Annotated in this window: 18 protein-coding genes; 1 reads left to right on the top strand and 17 read right to left on the bottom strand. The window is 43.6% G+C overall.

Annotation, left to right across the window (positions count from 1 at the left end; genetic code table 11):
* Nucleotides 1-100: 100 nt before the first annotated feature.
* Nucleotides 101-736 (bottom strand): lipoyl(octanoyl) transferase LipB, encoded by a 636-nt coding sequence (lipB, locus tag BM135_RS04260; protein WP_092518188.1) that lies wholly within the window; start codon nucleotides 734-736, stop codon nucleotides 101-103.
* 181 nt (nucleotides 737-917) lie between these two features.
* Between lipB and BM135_RS04255 the strand changes: the two genes are divergently transcribed.
* Nucleotides 918-2,378 carry a TrkH family potassium uptake protein gene (locus BM135_RS04255; protein ID WP_092518143.1) on the top strand — a complete coding sequence of 487 codons (1,461 nt, stop codon included), beginning with the start codon at nucleotides 918-920 and terminating at the stop codon, nucleotides 2,376-2,378.
* A gap of 289 nt (nucleotides 2,379-2,667) precedes the next feature.
* Here BM135_RS04255 and ybeD read toward each other — a convergent pair whose 3' ends face one another.
* From ybeD to lnt, 16 genes are all read right to left on the bottom strand, one after another.
* Entirely contained in the window at nucleotides 2,668-2,931 is a 264-nt protein-coding gene (gene ybeD, locus BM135_RS04250; protein ID WP_092518142.1) for a DUF493 family protein YbeD, read from the bottom strand.
* A 127-nt stretch (nucleotides 2,932-3,058) separates the two neighbouring features.
* Nucleotides 3,059-4,342: a D-alanyl-D-alanine carboxypeptidase DacA gene (gene dacA, locus BM135_RS04245; protein WP_245737291.1), complete on the bottom strand. Its 1,284-nt coding sequence runs from the start codon at nucleotides 4,340-4,342 to the stop codon at nucleotides 3,059-3,061.
* A gap of 223 nt (nucleotides 4,343-4,565) precedes the next feature.
* Complete coding sequence (gene rlpA, locus BM135_RS04240; protein WP_092518141.1) at nucleotides 4,566-5,489, bottom strand: endolytic peptidoglycan transglycosylase RlpA; 924 nt, start codon at nucleotides 5,487-5,489, stop codon at nucleotides 4,566-4,568.
* Between the two features lie 12 nt (nucleotides 5,490-5,501).
* The gene (gene mrdB / locus BM135_RS04235) at nucleotides 5,502-6,614 is read right to left on the bottom strand and encodes a peptidoglycan glycosyltransferase MrdB (protein ID WP_092518184.1); all 1,113 of its coding nucleotides are present in this window, start codon (nucleotides 6,612-6,614) and stop codon (nucleotides 5,502-5,504) included.
* 8 nt (nucleotides 6,615-6,622) lie between these two features.
* On the bottom strand, nucleotides 6,623-8,521 hold the full coding sequence (mrdA, locus tag BM135_RS04230) for a peptidoglycan DD-transpeptidase MrdA (protein ID WP_092518140.1): 1,899 nt from the start codon (nucleotides 8,519-8,521) through the stop codon (nucleotides 6,623-6,625).
* Nucleotides 8,522-8,557: 36 nt separating this feature from the next.
* Complete coding sequence (rlmH, locus tag BM135_RS04225; RefSeq protein WP_092518139.1) at nucleotides 8,558-9,028, bottom strand: 23S rRNA (pseudouridine(1915)-N(3))-methyltransferase RlmH; 471 nt, start codon at nucleotides 9,026-9,028, stop codon at nucleotides 8,558-8,560.
* Between the two features lie 2 nt (nucleotides 9,029-9,030).
* A complete protein-coding gene (rsfS, locus tag BM135_RS04220) occupies nucleotides 9,031-9,357 on the bottom strand; it encodes a ribosome silencing factor (protein ID WP_074018466.1) in 327 nt (108 codons plus the stop codon).
* Between the two features lie 95 nt (nucleotides 9,358-9,452).
* Nucleotides 9,453-10,136 (bottom strand): nicotinate-nucleotide adenylyltransferase, encoded by a 684-nt coding sequence (gene nadD / locus BM135_RS04215; RefSeq protein ID WP_422646139.1) that lies wholly within the window; start codon nucleotides 10,134-10,136, stop codon nucleotides 9,453-9,455.
* A gap of 52 nt (nucleotides 10,137-10,188) precedes the next feature.
* Nucleotides 10,189-11,220 carry a DNA polymerase III subunit delta gene (gene holA / locus BM135_RS04210; RefSeq protein ID WP_092518137.1) on the bottom strand — a complete coding sequence of 344 codons (1,032 nt, stop codon included), beginning with the start codon at nucleotides 11,218-11,220 and terminating at the stop codon, nucleotides 10,189-10,191.
* Complete coding sequence (gene lptE / locus BM135_RS04205; protein WP_175485947.1) at nucleotides 11,217-11,807, bottom strand: LPS assembly lipoprotein LptE; 591 nt, start codon at nucleotides 11,805-11,807, stop codon at nucleotides 11,217-11,219. The genes holA and lptE overlap by 4 nt, the downstream gene beginning before the upstream one ends.
* A gap of 26 nt (nucleotides 11,808-11,833) precedes the next feature.
* Nucleotides 11,834-14,416, bottom strand: coding sequence for a leucine--tRNA ligase (gene leuS / locus BM135_RS04200; RefSeq protein ID WP_092518136.1), 2,583 nt, complete (start codon nucleotides 14,414-14,416; stop codon nucleotides 11,834-11,836).
* A gap of 198 nt (nucleotides 14,417-14,614) precedes the next feature.
* Nucleotides 14,615-15,340 (bottom strand): amino acid ABC transporter ATP-binding protein, encoded by a 726-nt coding sequence (locus BM135_RS04195; RefSeq protein ID WP_092518135.1) that lies wholly within the window; start codon nucleotides 15,338-15,340, stop codon nucleotides 14,615-14,617.
* Nucleotides 15,340-16,014, bottom strand: coding sequence for a glutamate/aspartate ABC transporter permease GltK (gltK, locus tag BM135_RS04190; protein WP_092518119.1), 675 nt, complete (start codon nucleotides 16,012-16,014; stop codon nucleotides 15,340-15,342). The genes BM135_RS04195 and gltK overlap by 1 nt, the downstream gene beginning before the upstream one ends.
* A gap of 4 nt (nucleotides 16,015-16,018) precedes the next feature.
* On the bottom strand, nucleotides 16,019-16,759 hold the full coding sequence (locus tag BM135_RS04185) for an amino acid ABC transporter permease (protein WP_092518118.1): 741 nt from the start codon (nucleotides 16,757-16,759) through the stop codon (nucleotides 16,019-16,021).
* A 156-nt stretch (nucleotides 16,760-16,915) separates the two neighbouring features.
* Complete coding sequence (locus BM135_RS04180; protein ID WP_092518117.1) at nucleotides 16,916-17,803, bottom strand: glutamate/aspartate ABC transporter substrate-binding protein; 888 nt, start codon at nucleotides 17,801-17,803, stop codon at nucleotides 16,916-16,918.
* A 456-nt stretch (nucleotides 17,804-18,259) separates the two neighbouring features.
* The gene (gene lnt / locus BM135_RS04175; RefSeq protein ID WP_092518116.1) at nucleotides 18,260-19,807 is read right to left on the bottom strand and encodes an apolipoprotein N-acyltransferase; all 1,548 of its coding nucleotides are present in this window, start codon (nucleotides 19,805-19,807) and stop codon (nucleotides 18,260-18,262) included.
* Nucleotides 19,808-19,815 lie beyond the last annotated feature (8 nt).

The raw sequence follows: 19,815 nt of genomic DNA, 5'->3' as shown, positions 1-19,815 counted from the left end.
TATATTATTCAGATTTTGACTTACTGCCTGATGGTTATAAGAAAAATATCAAGGCAAATAAATCAATTCAAATTTTTTTGAAAAATGTTAAAAAATTATATCATCTTTCATTGAGTAGTTGGAATCCCAAGATCTGACAGAATTTCTCCACCAGAACGGGTTGTACAGCTTCAATGGTCACTCCGGTGACGAGGTCACTGAGTTGGATCATTTGCATTCCTGCATAACCACAAGGGTTTATGCGCAAAAATGGCCGTAAGTCCATTGCAATGTTCAGTGCCAGACCATGGAAAGAGCATCCTTTTCGGATACGCAGTCCAAGGGAACATATTTTGTTACCTGTGACATAAACTCCGGGGGCATCTGGACGGGCATACGCTTCCACGCCAAAATGTGCCAGAGTTTCGATCACGGTATTTTCGATTGCAGTTACTAATTGACGAACCCCAATTTTTGACCGTTTCAAGTCAATCAAAACATACATGATCTGTTGTCCGGGGCCATGATAGGTGACTTGCCCTCCCCTATCTGACTGAACGACAGGAATATCACCGGTCGCAAGTACATGCTCGGCTTTACCGGCCTGACCTTGCGTAAACACTTTTTTATGTTGAACAAGCCAGATTTCATCAGGTGTTTCCGCAGTACGCTGTTCGGTAAACTGGTGCATGGCATCAGAAACCGGTTTGTAAGGCTGAATACCTAACTGGCGTAAAATAACGGTGTTATGTTGCAATGGAATTTCATCATTTGTTAACAAAAAGTGCCCGCCAGTATAACGCTGTAAGATGATTCCCACCAGTTTGAGAATGCCTTAATATAATAATATTGTTCATTAGACGAATATATTTTTATTTTATGTTATCATAGTTATATATTTCGATAATATTTCCTTTAATCTCTGTTTGAGCTAACAGATGGTCAAAAAAAACCAATTCCTGATTGTTGGGCATCTTTGTAGTTTTCTGGTGCTCCTGTACAGTCTCTCAATGTTGTTGCCCATTTTTGTGGCTTTGTTTTATAAAGAAAAAAATGTTTTTGCTTTTTTTGATACATTTATCATCGGATTGGTTACAGGAGGCATTGGTTGGTACCTTACTCGTAAATCTAAAGCCCAGCCCAGTACGCAGGATGGATTTCTGATCATTGTATTATTCTGGCTGTTGTTCTCGTTACTTAGTGCCTTGCCTTTTATACTTGATAAAAATTTAAACATCAATTTGGTAGATGCGATGTTTGAAGGGGTTTCAGGTATCACTACCACAGGTGCCACAGCACTGAATAATGTTGCAGACTTGCCTAAATCCGTGCTCTATTATCGTGCTCAGCTCAATTTTATTGGCGGATTGGGTGTAGTCGTCCTTGCAGTTGCTATCTTGCCTTTACTGGGAGTTGGTGGAGCTAAACTTTATCAATCTGAAATGCCCGGTCCCTTCAAAGAAGAACGATTGACTCCACGTCTTGCGGACAGCGCGAAAAGCCTGTGGGTAATCTATTTGTTGTTGGGAGCTCTGTGTTCAATCAGTTTCTGGATCGCGGGAATGTCGTGGTTTGATGCTATTTGTCATGGGATCTCAACAGTTGCTTTAGGGGGATTTTCTACCCACAATGAAAGTCTTGGTTACTACAATAGCTCTGCTATTGAAATGGTGGGCGGAATTTTTTCGATATTATCGGCAATCAACTTTACACTCTATTTTGTTGCACTAACGCGTTGGAGCTTAAAACCATTACTCAAAAATGCTGAACTGCGATTTTTCTTACTGGTACTGGCGGTGGTAATTGGCATTATTTGGTTAGAATTATACCGTTCGGGCATGTATGGCATAAAAGATGCGTTTGTTCATAGTTTTTTCATGAGCAGTTCCATGATGACTGATAATGGTCTGGCGGTTGCTGATTATGAACAATGGCCTCACCATACAATGTTGCTGTTGTTGGCAGTGAGCTTTTTTGGGGGGTGCGTGGGATCAACTTGTGGAGGTATTAAAGCTCTTCGTTTCATGATATTGGCAAAACAAAGCGCTAGTGAAATTAACCAGCTCATCCATCCAAATGTTATTTCAACGATTAAAATTGGTAAATCTGTAGTTCAGGAAAGAGTGTTGCGTTCTGTCTGGGGGTTCTTCTTCCTCTATGTCTTTTTCAGCTGTTTCTTCATCTGGGCACTGAACCTGCTGGGATATAATTTGGTGACTTCATTTGCCACTGTTGCGGCTTGTATTAATAACATGGGGATAGGATACGGTGATACAGCACAAGGTTTTGGTGATCTTAAGCCTATAGCAAAATGGATGATGTGTGCTGCCATGTTAATGGGACGATTGGAAATTTACCCAATACTTATTTTGTGCTCAAAAGCATTTTGGCGCTTTTGAGCACCCTCACAAAGCCTTTTGGTATAGAGTGTGATACACACCGGAGCAACGTATAAAGCTATTATCCCCAGAAAAATAATCCTTCACTACAGATAAAAGAGGGGAAAGAGTGGCACAGTAATTACCTTAAGAATTATGAAAATAGAGTTTCTATGCTCTGGGGATTCACTCCCTTGCCGCCGCGACGCATCTTGAAATCCATTGAGTATATGTATTGTTGTCTGTTTAACCGACAGCAATACATCAGCCCAGTTGCATAACTCTGGAGCTATCGATAACGGTTAACGCATTATAGTACAACGCGTACCAATTCCAGTGCTCCCAATTCCTCATACAAAGTTTCAACTTGTTCAATATGCGTCGCATTGATGGTAATGGAAACAGAGTGGTAATTGCCTTTGCTGCTTGGTTTAACGGCAGGAGAGTAATCGCCCGGGGCATGGTGTTGAACTACTTCAATAACTTGATCCACTAGTTCAGGTTGAGCTAACCCCATCACTTTGTAGGTGAATGAGCAAGGGAACTCAAGCAGTTCATTTAATTTGGTTTTCATGGGCGCTCCTAAAATATAATTGCTACAGCATATGATTGATTTGCCGTGGCGTGATAATTTTCTAACAATATTTAAATTAATATAAGGCTCAATACCTGGTTTTCAAGAGAACTTAGCTTCCAAGGGTTCAACCGAACCAGTGATGGAACATCAGTCGGATATAATCGATCATGCGGCTGAAGAAGCCACCTTCTTTTACTTCGTTCATGACGACCAATGGACGTTGTTCAATGGTTTTACCATCAAGCTGGAAGTTGATAGTTCCAACAACTTGGTTTTTAGTGAGTGGAGCATGCAATTCGGTATTGTTCAATACATAGCTGGCTTTCAGATCTTTCAGACGACCACGGGGAATCGTTAGGTAAACATCTTTGTCAACGCCCAGCTGAACTTTATCGGTATCACCAAACCAAATCGGTTCTGATGCAAATTCTTTGCCGACTTGCAATGGTGAGACAGTTTCGAAGAAACGGAAGCCCCACGTCAGTAATTTTTTGCTGTCGGTTTCACGACCCTTGAAAGTTGAGCTGCCCATGACAGCAGAAACCAGGCGCATATTGCCTTCGGTAGCTGAAGCAACAAGGTTGTATCCCGCGCCGCTAGTGTGGCCTGTTTTAATACCGTCAACATTCAGGCTCTTATCCCATAGCAAGCCATTACGATTAGGCTGGCGAATATTGTTGTAAGTAAAATCTTTTTCTTTGTAGATAGAATATTCATCCGGCACATCGCGGATTAGCGCCTGACCAATCAATGCCATATCATGGGCAGAGCTGTATTGGCCGTGGGCATCAAGGCCATGAACAGTTTGAAAATGTGTATTTTGCAGCCCCAAGCTTTGCACATATTTATTCATCAAGCTGACGAATGCATCCTGGCTACCTGCCACATAGTCTGCCATGGCGACACAGGCATCGTTGCCAGATTGCAAGTTGATACCACGAGAGAGCATGGAAACAGAAACTTGGTCACCGGGTTTTAAAAACATTAACGATGAACCTTTAAACACCGGATTACCCGTAGCCCAAGCATCTTTACCTACAGTAACAATGTCATTCTGGCCGATTTTCCCGGATTTAATGGCTTGACCAATGACGTAGCTGGTCATCATTTTGGTTAGACTTGCGGGATCGCGGCGGATATCTGCATTCTTTTCAGCCAATATTTTTCCTGAGTTGTAATCAATCAGAATATAGGCTTCTGAATCCAGTTCTGGTACACCAGGGATCATGGTTTTGAAATTATCACCAGCGTTGGCGAATGTGGAAACGCTGGCGGTCAGAGCAAGGCCTAAAGTGGCACTTTTAATAAAACGGGAAGTAACTATGTATTTAGTAACTACGTATTTAGTAACTACGTATTTAGTAACTACGTATTTAGTAACTACGTATTTAGTAACTATGTATTTCATGATTGATTAGATAACATCCGTGAGAGAGGGATTGATAATAAATGACATAATAACAAATGCAAAAAAAGCTGACATTAAACAAAATTGAATGGGGTGAAGGTTTACACTTTTTTACCCGGTTTCTGTTCACAGCAAATGTTCGCAACAAATTCTATTTGCCTGCTGACAGTCATGAAATATGTCAATATCAGCAGGCAATGGTGCTATTTATCATGATGGAGTTTCATGAATCAGGGGCAACAATAAAAGATTGGTGCATCTGATCCGTTAGTTTTTTTTGGAGTTCCGTAGCTTGCTGGCGGCTATCGAATGGCCCTAATTGGACGCGATAGACGTTACCAAATTGGATAATACGCCCTTGTACGTTAAAACGCTGGCTCAATGACTGTTGCCACTCTTTGGCTTTTTGTTCAACGCTGACGGCTCCTACTTGTACCATATAACCATTTGTCGATTCAGGAGCAGGTGATGTAGTCGCAGGAGGTAACGTAACAGATTGGCCTGTTGTATTTCCAGAAAGGTTTTGTTCAGCCGTGGAAGGAAGGAGTGATGATTGTGAACCAATATCGGGTCTGTCAGGTAAAGCAAAGCTCTGTTTAACGATCGTTGAGCCAACCGTTCCTAAACCAGATAATGAACCATCAGATGAAATCAGAATACCATCCAATTTCACTTTGCTTTGTGGCATCAAATTGAGTCGTTCTGCTGTTGCACGAGATAATTCAATGATTTTCCCTGGCTCATTGTAAGGACCTCGATCGTTGATTCTGACAACCATCATACGTCCGTTGCTTAAATTGGTGACACGAACATAACTTGGAATAGGTAACGTCGGGTGTGCGGCGGTTAAAGCATATGGACTGGCTTGTTCACCAATTGCAGTCAGTTTTCCATTGGACTCTTCACTGAACCAACTGGCATAACCTGTTTGAGTAAAGTGAGCAGGGTCTTGTACGATGTGATATGTTTGCCCATCCCGTTGATAATTTTGATTGGCGCTTGGATGATAAGGTTCATATTGAGGTTCTGCACCCAAAACATCACGAGTTGGAATTGGGGGAAGAGAAGATGTCTGATTATTGCCTGTTGTGGTACAGCCTGAAATCAGTACTGCTACGATACTAAGTATAAGCCACTGTTGACGCATGAAACTTCTTCCTCATAAACTTTTGGACAATAATTTACGATGCGTATGTATCGACATAATAATGCCGAACCCCGCCATTAAGACAATTAGTGCTGAGCCCCCATAACTAATCAACGGCAGGGGAACGCCGACTACTGGTAGGATACCGCTTACCATGCCGATATTGACAAAGACATAAACAAACAAAATCAGTATCAGCCCTCCGACTATTACTCGGCCAAAGGTATTTTGCGCTTTGGCTGCAATAAACAAACCACGCATAATGATCAGTAAGTAGAGTCCTAGCAATACTAGAACACCTATCATCCCTAACTCTTCAGACAGAACAGCAAAAATAAAGTCAGTATGTCGCTCCGGCAGGAATTCCAACTGTGACTGAGTGCCTTGTAGCCAGCCTTTTCCAGATATCCCACCTGAGCCAATAGCAATTTTGGATTGAATGATATGGTAGCCTTTACCCAATGGATCACTTTCTGGATCTAATAGCATCATAACGCGGGCGCGTTGGTAGTCATGCATCAGGAAGAACCACAATATAGGAATGAAACAGGCAAGCAGTAAAACGGCAATGCCAATTAACTTCCAATTCATTCCTGCCAAAAACAGGATGAATAACCCAGAAGCAGCAACCAGAATAGATGTTCCTAAATCGGGTTGTGCTGCTACCAATAGAGTAGGGACAAAGATCAAAACCAGCGCAATACCCGTATTTTTCAGTGAAGGTGGGCAGAGGTCTCGATTCATAAAACGAGCCACCATTAAGGGAACGGCGATTTTGGCAATTTCTGATGGCTGGAAGCGAACAATACCCAGATCCAGCCAGCGTTGCGCGCCTTTACTAATCTGCCCAAAAACATCAACGAGGATTAGCAGGATGACACAGCCAATATAGAGATAAGGTGCCCAGTTTTCGTATATGCGTGGAGGAATTTGAGCCAAAACTAACATCACTATGAGGCCTATGATGACCTGTCCGATTTTACGTTCCATCATATCAATATCTTGGCCACTGGCACTCCACATAATGAAAAGACTGTAAGCCAGTAATGCCAGAACGCACAGTAGTAATGGAATATCTATATGTAGTCTGGCCCAGAAAGGAACCTTATTTTGTGAGTCTGTCATGGCTTTATTCAATTAGCTGGTGTCCTGATCGTGTTTACTCCTGTTGCAGCAGGAGAGATTTTTTTGTTATCCCTGAGTAAAATATGATCCAAAATTTGACGAACGATAGTACCGACAGGCGGCCCAGAACCACCATTTTCAAGAATAATGGAAATGGCAACTGTCGGGTTGTCATAAGGTGCAAAGGCAATCATCAGCTTATGGTCACGTAAGTGCTCAGCAAGTTTGCTTGCATTATAGGTTTCATAACTGAAAACCTGAGCAGTACCGGATTTAGCGGCTGCTTTATAAGGTGTACCGGCAAAGGATCTGCGAGCTGTACCATTTGGGGCATTGGCAACCCCATACATGCCATCTTTAGCAATTTCCCAATACCCAGAGTGAATATCTCCGATAGGTTCAATTACTGGGGGATGGTAAGGTTGCATTTCGCCATTTACGCGAGTATTCAGCAAGAAATGGGGTGTTTTCACCTCGCCATCATTGATCAGGATCATTAGGGCTTTTGCCATCTGCATCGGAGTTGCAGTCCAGTATCCTTGACCGATACCAATGGAGATCGTATCACCTTGATACCATGGTTTTTTATAGCGTTTTGACTTCCATTCACGGGTGGGCATATTGCCCGGATTTTCTTCTTTTAAATCAATGCCTGTAAATTGACCATAACCAAATTTTGTCATCCATTCGGACATTTTATCGATGCCCATCTCATAGGCGACTTGATAGAAAAAAGTATCCGCTGATTCGACAATCGCTTTATGTACATTCAGCTTGCCATGTCCCCAGCGTTTCCAGTCACGGTAACGTTTCTCTGAGTTTGGTAGCTGCCACCAACCAGGATCATTTGTCGTGGTGTTCTTTGTAATGACATCACTGCTGAGAGCTGCAACGGCAATAAAAGGCTTCACTGTTGATGCAGGTGGATAAGCACCTTGCGTAGCCCGGTTAATTAAGGGGCGATTTGGGTCGTTGAGCAGGAACTTATAGTCCTTACTCGAAATACCATCGACAAATAGATTCGGATCGTAACTTGGGTTGGATACCATTGCCAAAACTTCCCCGGTACGGGGATCGGTAACAACAACACCTGCACGGCTGGTTGTCAGTATCTTTTCAATATAGGTTTGCAGTTCTAAATCGATTGACAGGTAAATATCTTTTCCGGCCTGTGGTGATTGTTCTTGCAGTTGGCGGATCACTTTACCTCGGTTGTTGACTTCGACCTCTTCATAACCCGGTTTGCCGTGTAGGATAGATTCATAATAACGTTCAATGCCCAGTTTCCCGATATCATGGGTAGCTTTGTAGTTTGAAAGAATTCCTTCTTTTTCTAGTCGTTCTACATCCTTGTCATTGATTTTGGCAACGTAGCCGATCACATGGGTGAGAGCGGAACCATAAGGATAATAGCGACGTTGGTAACCTTTGATTTCCAGCCCTGTAAAGCGATATTGATTGACTGAAAACCGAGCAACCTGAACTGGGTTCAGTGAAGTTTTAAGAGGAACAGAAGCAAAACGACGCGCACGTTGACGTTCTTTTTTGAAAGTTTCAATGTCTTCATCAGTAAGTCCAACGATAGAGCGCAGTTCATTTAATGTCTTATCAAGGTCAGCAACTTTTTGTGGCACAATTTCTAACTGATAAATAGTTCGGTTAGTTGCTAGTGGTGTGCCATTGCGGTCATAAATGATGCCCCGGCTTGGGGCTATGGAAACGATCTTAATGCGGTTTCCATTCGAGCGAGTCTGGTAATCTTCGTGGCGTGTTATCTGGAGATTATAGAGATTGGCAATTAAGATGCCTGTTAAAATAATAATGCCTATAAACGCCACAAGTGCGCGGCGTATGAATAGAGCCGATTCAGCCGAGTGATCACGAAAAGGCGTTCGTTTATTCTTCATCCCATTACCAGAATTCACGGTGTCGGATTACCCTATTTATTCCCGATGATAAGGGTGGTTAGTAGTGATGCTCCATGCTCGATAAAGGCTCTCCGCAACCAGAACCCGGACAAGAGGATGTGGCATGGTTAAAGGAGAGAGTGACCAGCTTTGTTCCGCTGCGGCTTTGCAGGCTGGGGCCAAACCTTCAGGGCCACCAATTAATAGACTGACATTTCTGCCATCCAGCTTCCAGCGTTCAAGCTGTTGTGCCAACTGCGGAGTATCCCAGCGAGAGCCTGGAATATCTAATGTCACAATACGGTTGCCTTTACCAACCGCGGCTAGCATCTGTTCACCTTCTTTTTCCAGAATTCGCTTGATGTCAGTATTTTTACCTCGTTTTCCCGCTGGAATTTCAATGAGCTCAAAAGGCATATCCTTGGGAAAACGGTTCAGATAATCCATGAAGCCGGTCTGTACCCAGTCCGGCATTTTTGTTCCTACAGCGACCAGTTGTAACTTCAAACTCAGCTCCAGAGTTTTTCCAGTTCGTACATACGGCGGCTGTCTTCTTGCATAACATGGACCATGATTTCGCCAAGATCCACGACTATCCAGTCTGAAATACCCTGTCCTTCAACGCCTAGAGGCATGATGCCTGCTTGGCGGCAGTCATCTACTAGGTTATCTGCCACAGACATCAAGTGACGGTTTGATGTTCCGGTACAGATAACCATGCAGTCAGTAATGCTGGATTTTCCGCGAACATCAATAGAAACAATATCCTGTGCTTTGGAGTCTTCAAGTTTATCAATAACAAATTGTTGTAGTTCTGTGCCTTGCAAAAGGATCACCTTTATTTCATAAAATTGATTAAGTAACTCAGAATAATAGCATGCCAATCTCTATAAAAGTAAGCGAGTTAGCTGCAAATAACCACATGATTTTGCTATTTCTTATATAGCCTATGTGAATCGATATATTTTTTTATCGTTGGAGGAAGTAAATCATCACAGCTTATCCCTTGCTGGTGGCGTTGACGAATATCGGTTGCCGAAATGTTTAATAACGGAGTCGCAGCCAAATAAATATAACCGTGTGGTTTTTGGCTCAATGGGAGTGGAGAAACAATTTGGTGTTTTTCAAGCCATTGTTGCATTTCTGGGGCGGAAAGCTGACTTTGGTAACCCGGACGGGAGCAGACCAACAAGTGACAAATATCGAGCAATTCTTCCCATTTATACCATGTATGAATGGCTTGTAATGAATCTTGTCCAATGATGAATGCTAACGAATATTGCTCACCGATTTCCTGACGAAAGGATTTCAGTGTTTCTACTGTGTAAGATGGAGTTTGCCGTTCCAGCTCGCGGGTATCTACGGTGAACAGAGGGTTATCCTGTACAGCCAGGCGAACCATCTCCAGCCGTTGCGGAGCGCTTGCCTCTGGTTGAGGGCGATGCGGGGGAACGTGATTAGGTAATAAGATAACTTGCTTGAGTCCCACCAATTGAGCCAATGCTTCTACAGGACGCAAATGACCATAATGGATGGGATCGAATGTGCCACCAAATAGAGCCTGAATAACCGGAGAGTCCACATTGGTTGCAGAATCAACGGTATTTATTGGCACCGTATTTTCTAGGGTAATGTTTTGGAGATCAATATTGGCTGGAACAATAGAATCAAGCATTTAAGAAGCTCTCTGGTAATGATTTTCCGCATAACAGCATGGAAAGCGTTTCCAGGTCAGCCCAAATGGATTGGCTATAATCCTGTTTGACACGCAGTTCCATCTGGGCTAACAAATGTATGGCAGATTGCAGTTCTCGCTGTGACAGACGCTGTAGTGCGGTTGACAGCAATGGTCTGCGGTTCTGCCAAACCTTGTGTTGATCAAACAAGGTCTTCAAAGGGACAGTTGTATATTGGCGCTTAAGTGCCAGAAGTAGCATTAATTCCCTCTGTATGGTACGAAGCAAAATCACGGTCTCGATATCTTCTTGCCGAAGCTGTTTCAGTATATGCCATGCCCGTTTTATTTTTCCTGCCAGCAAAGCATCAACCCAATGATAGGGAGAGAAATGAGCCGCATCGTTAACGGCTTCTTCTACGCGAAGAAGTGTCAATCGGTTATCTGGATGGAGAAGGGAAAGACGCTCCAGAGTCTGAACCAGTGCCAATAAGTTTCCCTCATAGCAATAGCACAGTAATTGATTGGCTTCATCTTCCAGTGATAGGCCCATATTTTTGGCTCGTTGCGCTACCCATTGCGGCAGACGATTTTGCTCAGGTGTCAAACAACTGACGTAGACTCCATTTTGCCCAATCGCTTTGAACCACGGGCTATTCTCCTGTGCTTTGGTGAGTTTATGTCCACGCAATATCAGCAAGATATCTGAATGCAGCAATCCTGACAGCTTGGTCAGCCGTTCTGACATTGCGGCATTTGGGCCATTTTCCGGAAGCAGCAGGATAAGAGACTGACGGCTGGCAAACAGGCTAAGTGACTGACACAGACTAAAGATTTCATCCCAATCGGTATGGTTATCCAATGTGAAGGTGAAATGCTCCAGAAATTCATGTTGTTCAGCCACCTTGCGGATGCTGTCCTGACTTTCCTGCAATAGTAATGGTTCATTGCCCCATAACAGGTAGCTGCCTCGCAGCCCGTCATTAAGCTGCGAGGGAAGTTGTTCAGGATAAAGTCGGATCATTGCTTCTGTATAGCCGCAGATTTTTGTTTTTCTTCAGCTTTCTGGAGTTCTGCACTATGAACGGTCAGCAATTGGCGCATAAGCTGACGGGCAGCCTGCTCGCGCATTTCCTGTTGAACAAGTTCATTTTCTGCATCTTTTGCCAATGCTTCCAATGGGTTGTCGAAGAAAGAACGATCAACCTTTGCCCGCAATGGATAAATGCTGCCATCTGGCATCAGAATTTGAGCATCCACGTTCAGTACTAACAGACGTTCAGCTGATTTGCCATCCTGGAAAACAGAAACCGTCTCTTTGTTCTCATTAGAACCAACAAGTTTCAGGATAGGGATTGAAGCATCGCCATGTTCAGCAATTTTGACATCATTCAGACGAAGTTGTTGACGTACTGCCCGTGCCAGAGGCCCATATGGGTCACCAGAACTTAACTGCAATGTTTGCAGCTCTTTTGGTACTTGTGTTGTGCCCCGAAGATGAAAGCCGCAGCCAGCGGTGACTAGCACCGCTAACCCGAGCAACAACGTGAAAATACGATGCCGTAGATTATTTCCTACCACACTTCTTGTTACACGTTTTACCACAAACATGGTCTCCTGTTATCAGCCTACTGTTATTAGCCTACAACCAGATTCAGTAACTTACCCGGAACGTAGATGACCTTGCGGATACTGACGCCTTCAAGATATTTCGTCACGCTGTACTCTTGTGTAGCCATTTCTTGGACATACTCTTTTGTTGCATCTGCCGGTACGGTAATACGACCACGAACCTTACCGTTAACCTGGATAATTACCAGTTTAGTATCGTCTACCATTGCCTGCTCATCAGCTTGTGGCCATGCCGAAGTATCAATGTCGTTCTCATTACCAAGTGCTTTCCACATGATAAAGCAAGCGTGTGGTGTGATAGGTGACAGCATACGTACAACCGCAGTTACTGCTTCTTGCATCAGGGCACGATCCTGCTCAGATTCTTGTGGAGCGCGAGTCAGTTTATTCATCAGTTCCATGATTGCTGCAACGGCGGTATTAAACGCTTGGCGGCGGCCAATATCATCAGTGACTTTCGCTATGGTTTTGTGCAAGTCACGGCGCAGATCTTTTTGTTCAGTGGTCAGGCTGCTGGCATCCAGTGGCTGGGTTGCACCTTTGTTGCTGTGCTCGTAAACCAGACGCCAAATACGCTTCAGGAAGCGGTTTGCACCTTCCACACCAGATTCTTGCCATTCCAGTGTCAGTTCAGGTGGTGCGGCGAACATCATGAATAAACGAACAGTATCGGCACCATATTTATCGACCATAACTTGTGGGTCAATACCGTTATTCTTGGATTTCGACATTTTGCTCATGCCGGTATAAACCAGTACATGACCGTCTTGATCCGTTGCTTTCACAATGCGGCCTTTCTCGTCATGCTCAACAATAGCATCAGCTGGAGATACCCAGACTTTCTCGCCACTATTGCCAGTGTAATAGAAGGCGTCAGCCAGAACCATGCCTTGGCACAGAAGGCGTTTGGCGGGTTCATCAGAGTTGACCATGCCCGCATCGCGCATCAATTTGTGGAAGAAACGGAAATACATCAGGTGCATGATAGCGTGCTCAATACCACCGATGTATTGATCCACAGGTAACCAATAGTTGGCCGCAGCCGGGTCCAGCATGCCTTTATCGTAATCCGGGCAGGTATAGCGTGAGTAATACCATGAAGATTCCATAAAGGTATCAAAGGTATCCGTTTCAAGCAGTGCAGGCTGACCGTTGATAGTTGTTTTTGCCCATTCAGGATCAGCTTTGATTGGACTGGTGATACCATCCATCACGACATCTTCTGGCAAAATAACCGGCAATTGATCTTCTGGAACAGGAACTACAGTACCGTCTTCCAGTGTTGCCATTGGAATTGGGGCGCCCCAATAACGTTGACGGGAAACTCCCCAGTCACGCAGGCGGTAATTGACTTTACGTTGGCCAACACCCATTGCAACCAGCTTGTCAGCGATAGCATTGAAACCTTCTTCATGGCTCAGTCCGCTGAATTCACCAGAGTTAACCAGTGCATTTTTATCGGTGACAGCCGCTTCCTGAACGCTTGGTACATTGCCATCGTTGTCGAGAATAACGGCTTTTATTGGCAAATTGTACTTAGTGGCAAATTCCCAATCGCGTTGATCGTGTGCAGGAACAGCCATAACCGCACCTGTGCCGTATTCCATCAGGACAAAGTTAGCAACCCAGATAGCGATCTTTTCGTTAGTTAATGGATGAATAACAAACATGCCTGTTGGCATGCCTTTTTTCTCCATAGTTGCCATTTCAGCTTCGGCAACTTTGGTATTGCGGCATTCGTTGATAAATTCTGCCAGTTCCGGATTATTTTCCGAGGCTTGTTGTGCCAGAGGGTGACCTGCCGCTACAGCGACATAGGTTGCTCCCATAAATGTATCTGGGCGAGTGGTATAAACGGTGAGTTTTTCTTGACTGTCAGCAACATTGAACGTGATTTCAACACCTTCAGAACGGCCAATCCAGTTACGCTGCATGATTTTGACCTGCTCAGGCCAATCGTCCAGTTTATCCAGATCGTTCAGCAGTTCTTCTGCGTAATCTGTGATCTTAATAAACCACTGAGGGATCTCTTTACGTTCAACTTGGGTATCACAACGCCAGCAGCAGCCATCAATCACTTGCTCATTAGCCAGAACAGTCAGGTCATGCGGACACCAGTTAACTGCGGAGGTTTTTTTGTATACCAGACCTTTTTCGTACAGTTTAGTGAAGAACCACTGTTCCCAGCGATAATATTCTGGCGTACAAGTAGTGACTTCACGATCCCAGTCATAGCCAAAACCCAGTGTTTTTAACTGGTTTTTCATGTACTCGATATTGGAGTAAGTCCATGGGGCAGGAGCGGTATTATTTTTGACAGCAGCACCTTCTGCCGGCAGGCCAAATGCATCCCAACCAATAGGTTGGAGTACGTTTTTGCCTAGCATGCGCTGATAACGGGAAATCACATCACCAATGGTGTAGTTACGGACATGGCCCATGTGTAGTCGACCAGAAGGATAAGGTAGCATGGACAGGCAGTAGTATTTTTCTTTGCTGCTGTCTTCTATCACTTTGAACGTTTGCTTCTCTTGCCAGTGAAGCTGGACTTGTTGTTCTATGTCTTCTGGACGATATTGTTCTTGCATGGCACCGATAATCCTATGGTGAGTAATAAAGCTACGCCTTTAGTGTGCATAGTTTGTTTATGAAATCAAAGATTCCATAGCATAGCTGATAAGGGATAGAGGCAACAACTCTTGTTAAAGGAGGAATGCGGAAAATTACTTATTTTGATGGAAAATTTAAGGTCGGCGGTAGTTTTGCCATCCGCCGACGAAGAAAAATTAGTGCAGAATTTTAGCTAGGAAGTCACGTGCACGCTCTGATTTTGGGTTAGCAAAGAAATCTTCTTTCTTACTGTCTTCGACAATTTTTCCTTCATCCATGAAAATAACCCGGTGTGCCACTTTTTTGGCAAATCCCATCTCATGGGTTACAACCATCATGGTCATCCCTTCGTCCGCCAGTTTAACCATAACATCCAGCACTTCATTAATCATTTCGGGATCAAGTGCGGAAGTAGGTTCATCAAACAGCATGGCGATAGGGTCCATACAGAGTGCGCGGGCGATGGCGACACGTTGTTGCTGGCCACCAGAAAGTTGTGAGGGGAGTTTATCCGCATGGCTGGATAAACCAACCCGCTCCAGGAGTTTCAAGCCTTTTTCGGTAGCTTCTTTCTTATCACGCTTTAATACCTTAACCTGAGCCAGCGTCAGGTTCTCAATGACGGATAAATGAGGAAAAAGCTCAAAGTGCTGGAATACCATTCCCACCTTGGAACGCAATTGTGCCAGATTGGTGCTCTTGTCATTGACTTTTGTGTTGTTTACTCGAATTTCACCTTGCTGGATAGATTCAAGGCCATTGACCGTTTTTATCAGAGTGGATTTACCGGAACCAGAAGGCCCACATACCACGACTACTTCGCCTTTTTTGACTTCAGTCGAGCAGTCAGTAAGAACCTGAAATTGGCCATACCACTTGGATACATTTTTCAGGGAAATCATCAAACAGTCCTTTTCTTCAAATAGTTAACCAGCATAGAAGCGGAAAAACTAATCACAAAATAAACAAAGCCGGCAAACAGAACCATTTCAACCTGAGTTCCGTCGCGCTCACCAATATTCGTCGCTGTACGGAAAAAATCCGTCAGACTGAGTACATATACCAGAGAAGTATCTTGAAATAATACAATGCCTTGTGTCAGCAGCAATGGGATCATTGCTCGGAATGCTTGTGGCAGTATGACCAGACGCATGCTTTGCATATGAGTCATACCCAATGCCATCGCAGCAGAGGATTGCCCACGGGAAATGCTCTGGATACCTGCTCGAATTATTTCGGAATAGTAAGCTGCTTCAAAGAGCGAGAACGCTACCATTGCAGAAATCAAACGGATATCGGTTTTTGGTGATATACCTAGAACATTTTGTAATAAATTAGGCACAATCAGATAAAACCACAGTAATACCATCACCAATGGAACTGAGCGAAAAAGGTTAACATACAGGGCAGCGAACCAACTCAGTACCTTGATGGATGAGAGGCGCATAATCGCCAGAATGGTTCCCCAGACAATACCGATGATAATGGCTATCACGGTAATTTTTGCCGTTATCATCAACCCACTCAGAAGAAAGGGCAAATTTGGTATAATAGAACTCCAGTCAAACTGATACATTTTTTTATCGCCCTCCCATATTGCCCGGTAAACGTACTTTTTTCTCCAGTATGCTCATGGCAAGCATGATCACGAGGTTAATACCCACATAAGCCAGCGTGATCGCTGTGAATGATTCATAGGCGTGTGCGGAATAATCTAATAATTTACCTGCTTGGGCAGCCATATCAACCAGCCCGATTGTGGAAGCAATGGCAGAATTTTTTACCAAATTGAGCATTTCCGATGTCATTGGAGGAATTATCACTCGGTAGGCATTTGGCAGCAGAATGTAGCGGTAGGTTTGTGGCAAGGTTAAGCCCATTGCCAGCCCTGCGGTTTTTTGCCCTCTTGGGAGTGACTGGATTGCTGCACGAACCTGTTCGCATACACGGGCAGCAGTAAATAGCCCTAAGCAAATGACGGAGGAAATAAAAAATTGGATATTGGGATCCAGCTCCATTTTGAACCAATCGCTCAGGTTCTTAGGCAGGAATTCGGGAACCACCAGATACCATGTAAAAAATTGGACAATGAGAGGAACATTACGAAATAACTCAACATAACAGGTTCCAAGCCCAGAGAGGAATTTATTCGGGACGGTACGGAGAATACCGAACAATGAGCCGACAACGAGTGCAATGATCCACGCACAGACGGAAAGTGCAACCGTTACTTGAAAACCAGAAATAATCCATCCCAGATAGGTGGTATTACCAAAAGGAGCAGCTTGTAAAAAGATGCCCCAATTCCAATCAACAGACATAAATGTGCTCCCTGAAAGGGGGGGGGTGGCGGTAATGCTTAAAATGATTCATTTATTGTAATTTATTGAACCCAAAATGATCTGAAAAAAATGAGGTAGGGAACGACTACCTCATACCCGTCATGCCAATAAAACCGGGATTTTTTAGTTCCTTTCTTAATTCAATGCATTATCGTTCGGCGATTTAAACAAGGCTCTCATCTTATCTGACATGGCAAAGTTCAAATTCAGGTTCTTAGGTGGAATTGGTTCTTTGAACCAGTGATCAAACATTTTTTCTGCTTCACCGGAGGTCTGTATTTTGACAATGGTGTTATCAATCAATGTCTTGAATTGGGAATCATCTTTGCGCAGCATGCAACCATACGCTTCTTCTGATTGTGGTTTACCAACAATGATCCATTGATTGGGTTTTTTCGCTTTTGCACGTTCTCCGGCAAGCAGGGCATCGTCCATCATAAAGGCGACAGCACGGCCTGACTCCAGAGTACGGAATGAATCGCCATGATCTTTGGCACTGATGATACGCATTTTCATTTGCTTCTCATCGTTAAGTTTATTCAACAAAATTTCAGAGGTTGTGCCAGAAGTCACTACGACGTTTTTTCCTGCCAGATCATCAAATCCTTTGATGCCTGAATCTTCTTTAGTCAGCAGGCGAGTACTGACAGAAAAAATGGTATTGGAGAATGCTGCCTGTTTTTGCCGTTCATGATTGTTGGTTGTAGATCCACATTCAAAATCGAATGTACCGTTTTGTAGCAGGGGAATGCGGTTCTGAGAGGTAATGGGAATCAGCTTGACCTGTAGGTTAGGCATATCCAGTTTTTTCTTGACAGCATCAACGATCAGGTTGGAATAATCTTGAGAATAACCCACGACGTTTTGCTGATTATCATAGTAAGAGAATGGGACAGAAGATTCTCTATGTCCAACTATGATAATGCCATTATCTTTAATTTTTTTCAGTGTTCCAGTCAGTTCCTCAGCATGGGCAGCTCCAACTGCGCTAAGCAATATCATGGTTAACATCAACTTACGCATATATAGCTCCTGTATCTGGTTGTTATTTGTGAAATTAGATTTTTTACAGAGAATTATGTTTCTACTTGGATGAAAAAAAATTGTCTGTAGAAACGATTTTCTGAGTTGCTTTGTTTATATACGGTAAAAAAATAATTCATAATGTTACTTTTTTGAAACTACAATGTTTCATTTTCGGGACTTGCATCGCACTATAAATAAACAATTCCATTTATATGTGATTAAAAAGCAAATAATATTGAATGTTGTTCGCATTTTGAACGATTTGAAGTAATTATCTATTATTTTGCTCTATTTTTGGCTGTATATATTGTAAATTTGCGTTATTTCGGTGGTGAGGGCGATGATTAAGGGGAATTATTGAACTTGTTTATGGGATTAGCTAAAAGATATATAAAGTCAGGGCAATTAGTAATATACCCTGACTCTTATCAACGTTTCATCAATTGTAGGTAATTAAGTTTTTTGGCGCTTTTTCATAAAAGCAAAGATGAAAAACAGAGCGCTGGTTCCCCATATTGGCCAGTTTCCGAAGTGAAAATAAGGTGTTACACCTGTGGCTGGTATTACTTTGGCTTCTAATACCTGCCGAGTAAATTGGGGAATTTTAGCCTGAATAGAACCGTCTGGGTTGATTACCGCTGTAATACCATTATTTGTTCCTCTTAGTAGAGGACGACCCAGTTCAAGGGAGCGCATTCGAGCCATTTGGAAATGCTGCCACGGGCCAATGGAACGCCCGAACCAAGCATCATTAGAAACGGTTAGCAGAAACTCTGTATCAGGCTTGAAATTATCACGTACTTGTTCACCCAAAATAATTTCGTAGCAGATAGCAGCGGTAATATTGTGCCCTGCAACAGAAAGTTGTGGCTGGATATAAACACCACGACTGAAGGAAGACATTGGCAAATTGAAGAAAGGTGCCAATGGGCGCAATATTGATTCCAGCGGAACAAATTCACCAAAAGGTACAAGATGGTGTTTGTCATAACGGGTGTGTGCAGGATATTGGTAAGGCGTTTTATCTCCCAAGACGATAATGCTGTTATAGAATTTATAACCTTCCAACGTTGGTCGGGCATCTACAATACCAGTGATCAAGCTAGTATTGTGCTCCCTCAGCAGGGTGTCCAATTTGGTCAGGAAATAACTTTGATTATATTCGTTATCAGGAATGGCAGATTCCGGCCAGATGATGATTGGCGCTTTACCAATGAAAGGATGGCTGCTATCTAAATAGATATCCAGTGTCTTATCAAGAACGGCGGGATCCCATTTCATGGACTGGGGAATATTGCCTTGAACCAGTGCGATATCGGTCGTTTTTTCCGGCTGTAAAGTGTACCACTGGTAGTGTCTCATTGGCCACGGCGACAACAGCAGAAGAATGGCAATAATGGCCGCTGACAGTTTTTTGTGAGCTGATAGCTTTTTGTGAACAGTGGTAATCACCAGCAGCCCGCTAATCATCATAAGCAGGAAGGTAATGCCTTCTACACCCAGAATGGGCGCAATGGCTTTCATCGGACCATCAATCTGGCTGTAGCCAAATTGTAACCAAGGAAATCCTGTTAGTATCCAACCACGCAAGAATTCGGTGACTTGCCATAGTGCCGGGCTGACAATAACCAGTCTGATGCTGTTAGTACTTGGGAAAAAGCGGTTTAATAAACCAGCAAATAGCGCAGGATAAAGAGCAAGATAGGCAGAGAACAAGATCACCAACAAGATGTTAATGGTGGTAGGCATGCCTCCAAAGTCGGCGATACTGACATAAACCCAGTTTGCGCCACTGCCAAACAAGCCAAGACCCCAGCAGAAACCAATAAAGCAAGCCTGACGGGTTGTTCTGTGCAAGGAAAGTATTTGCAGGCCGAAAAGAGAAACAAGTGCTGCTGGCCAGAAATCAAAAGGTGAAAAAGCCAGCGTTCCACTGGCTCCGAAGAAAAGTGCCAGCACAGCACGCAGCCGCTGGCAACTCATGAATGAGGCTTTGTTCATCTAGATCC

The sequence above is a fragment of the Xenorhabdus japonica genome (assembly GCF_900115195.1).
GTDB lineage: Bacteria > Pseudomonadota > Gammaproteobacteria > Enterobacterales > Enterobacteriaceae > Xenorhabdus > Xenorhabdus japonica.
Note: the sequence above shows the minus strand (reverse complement) of the source record. Positions and strands in the feature narration are given on the sequence as shown.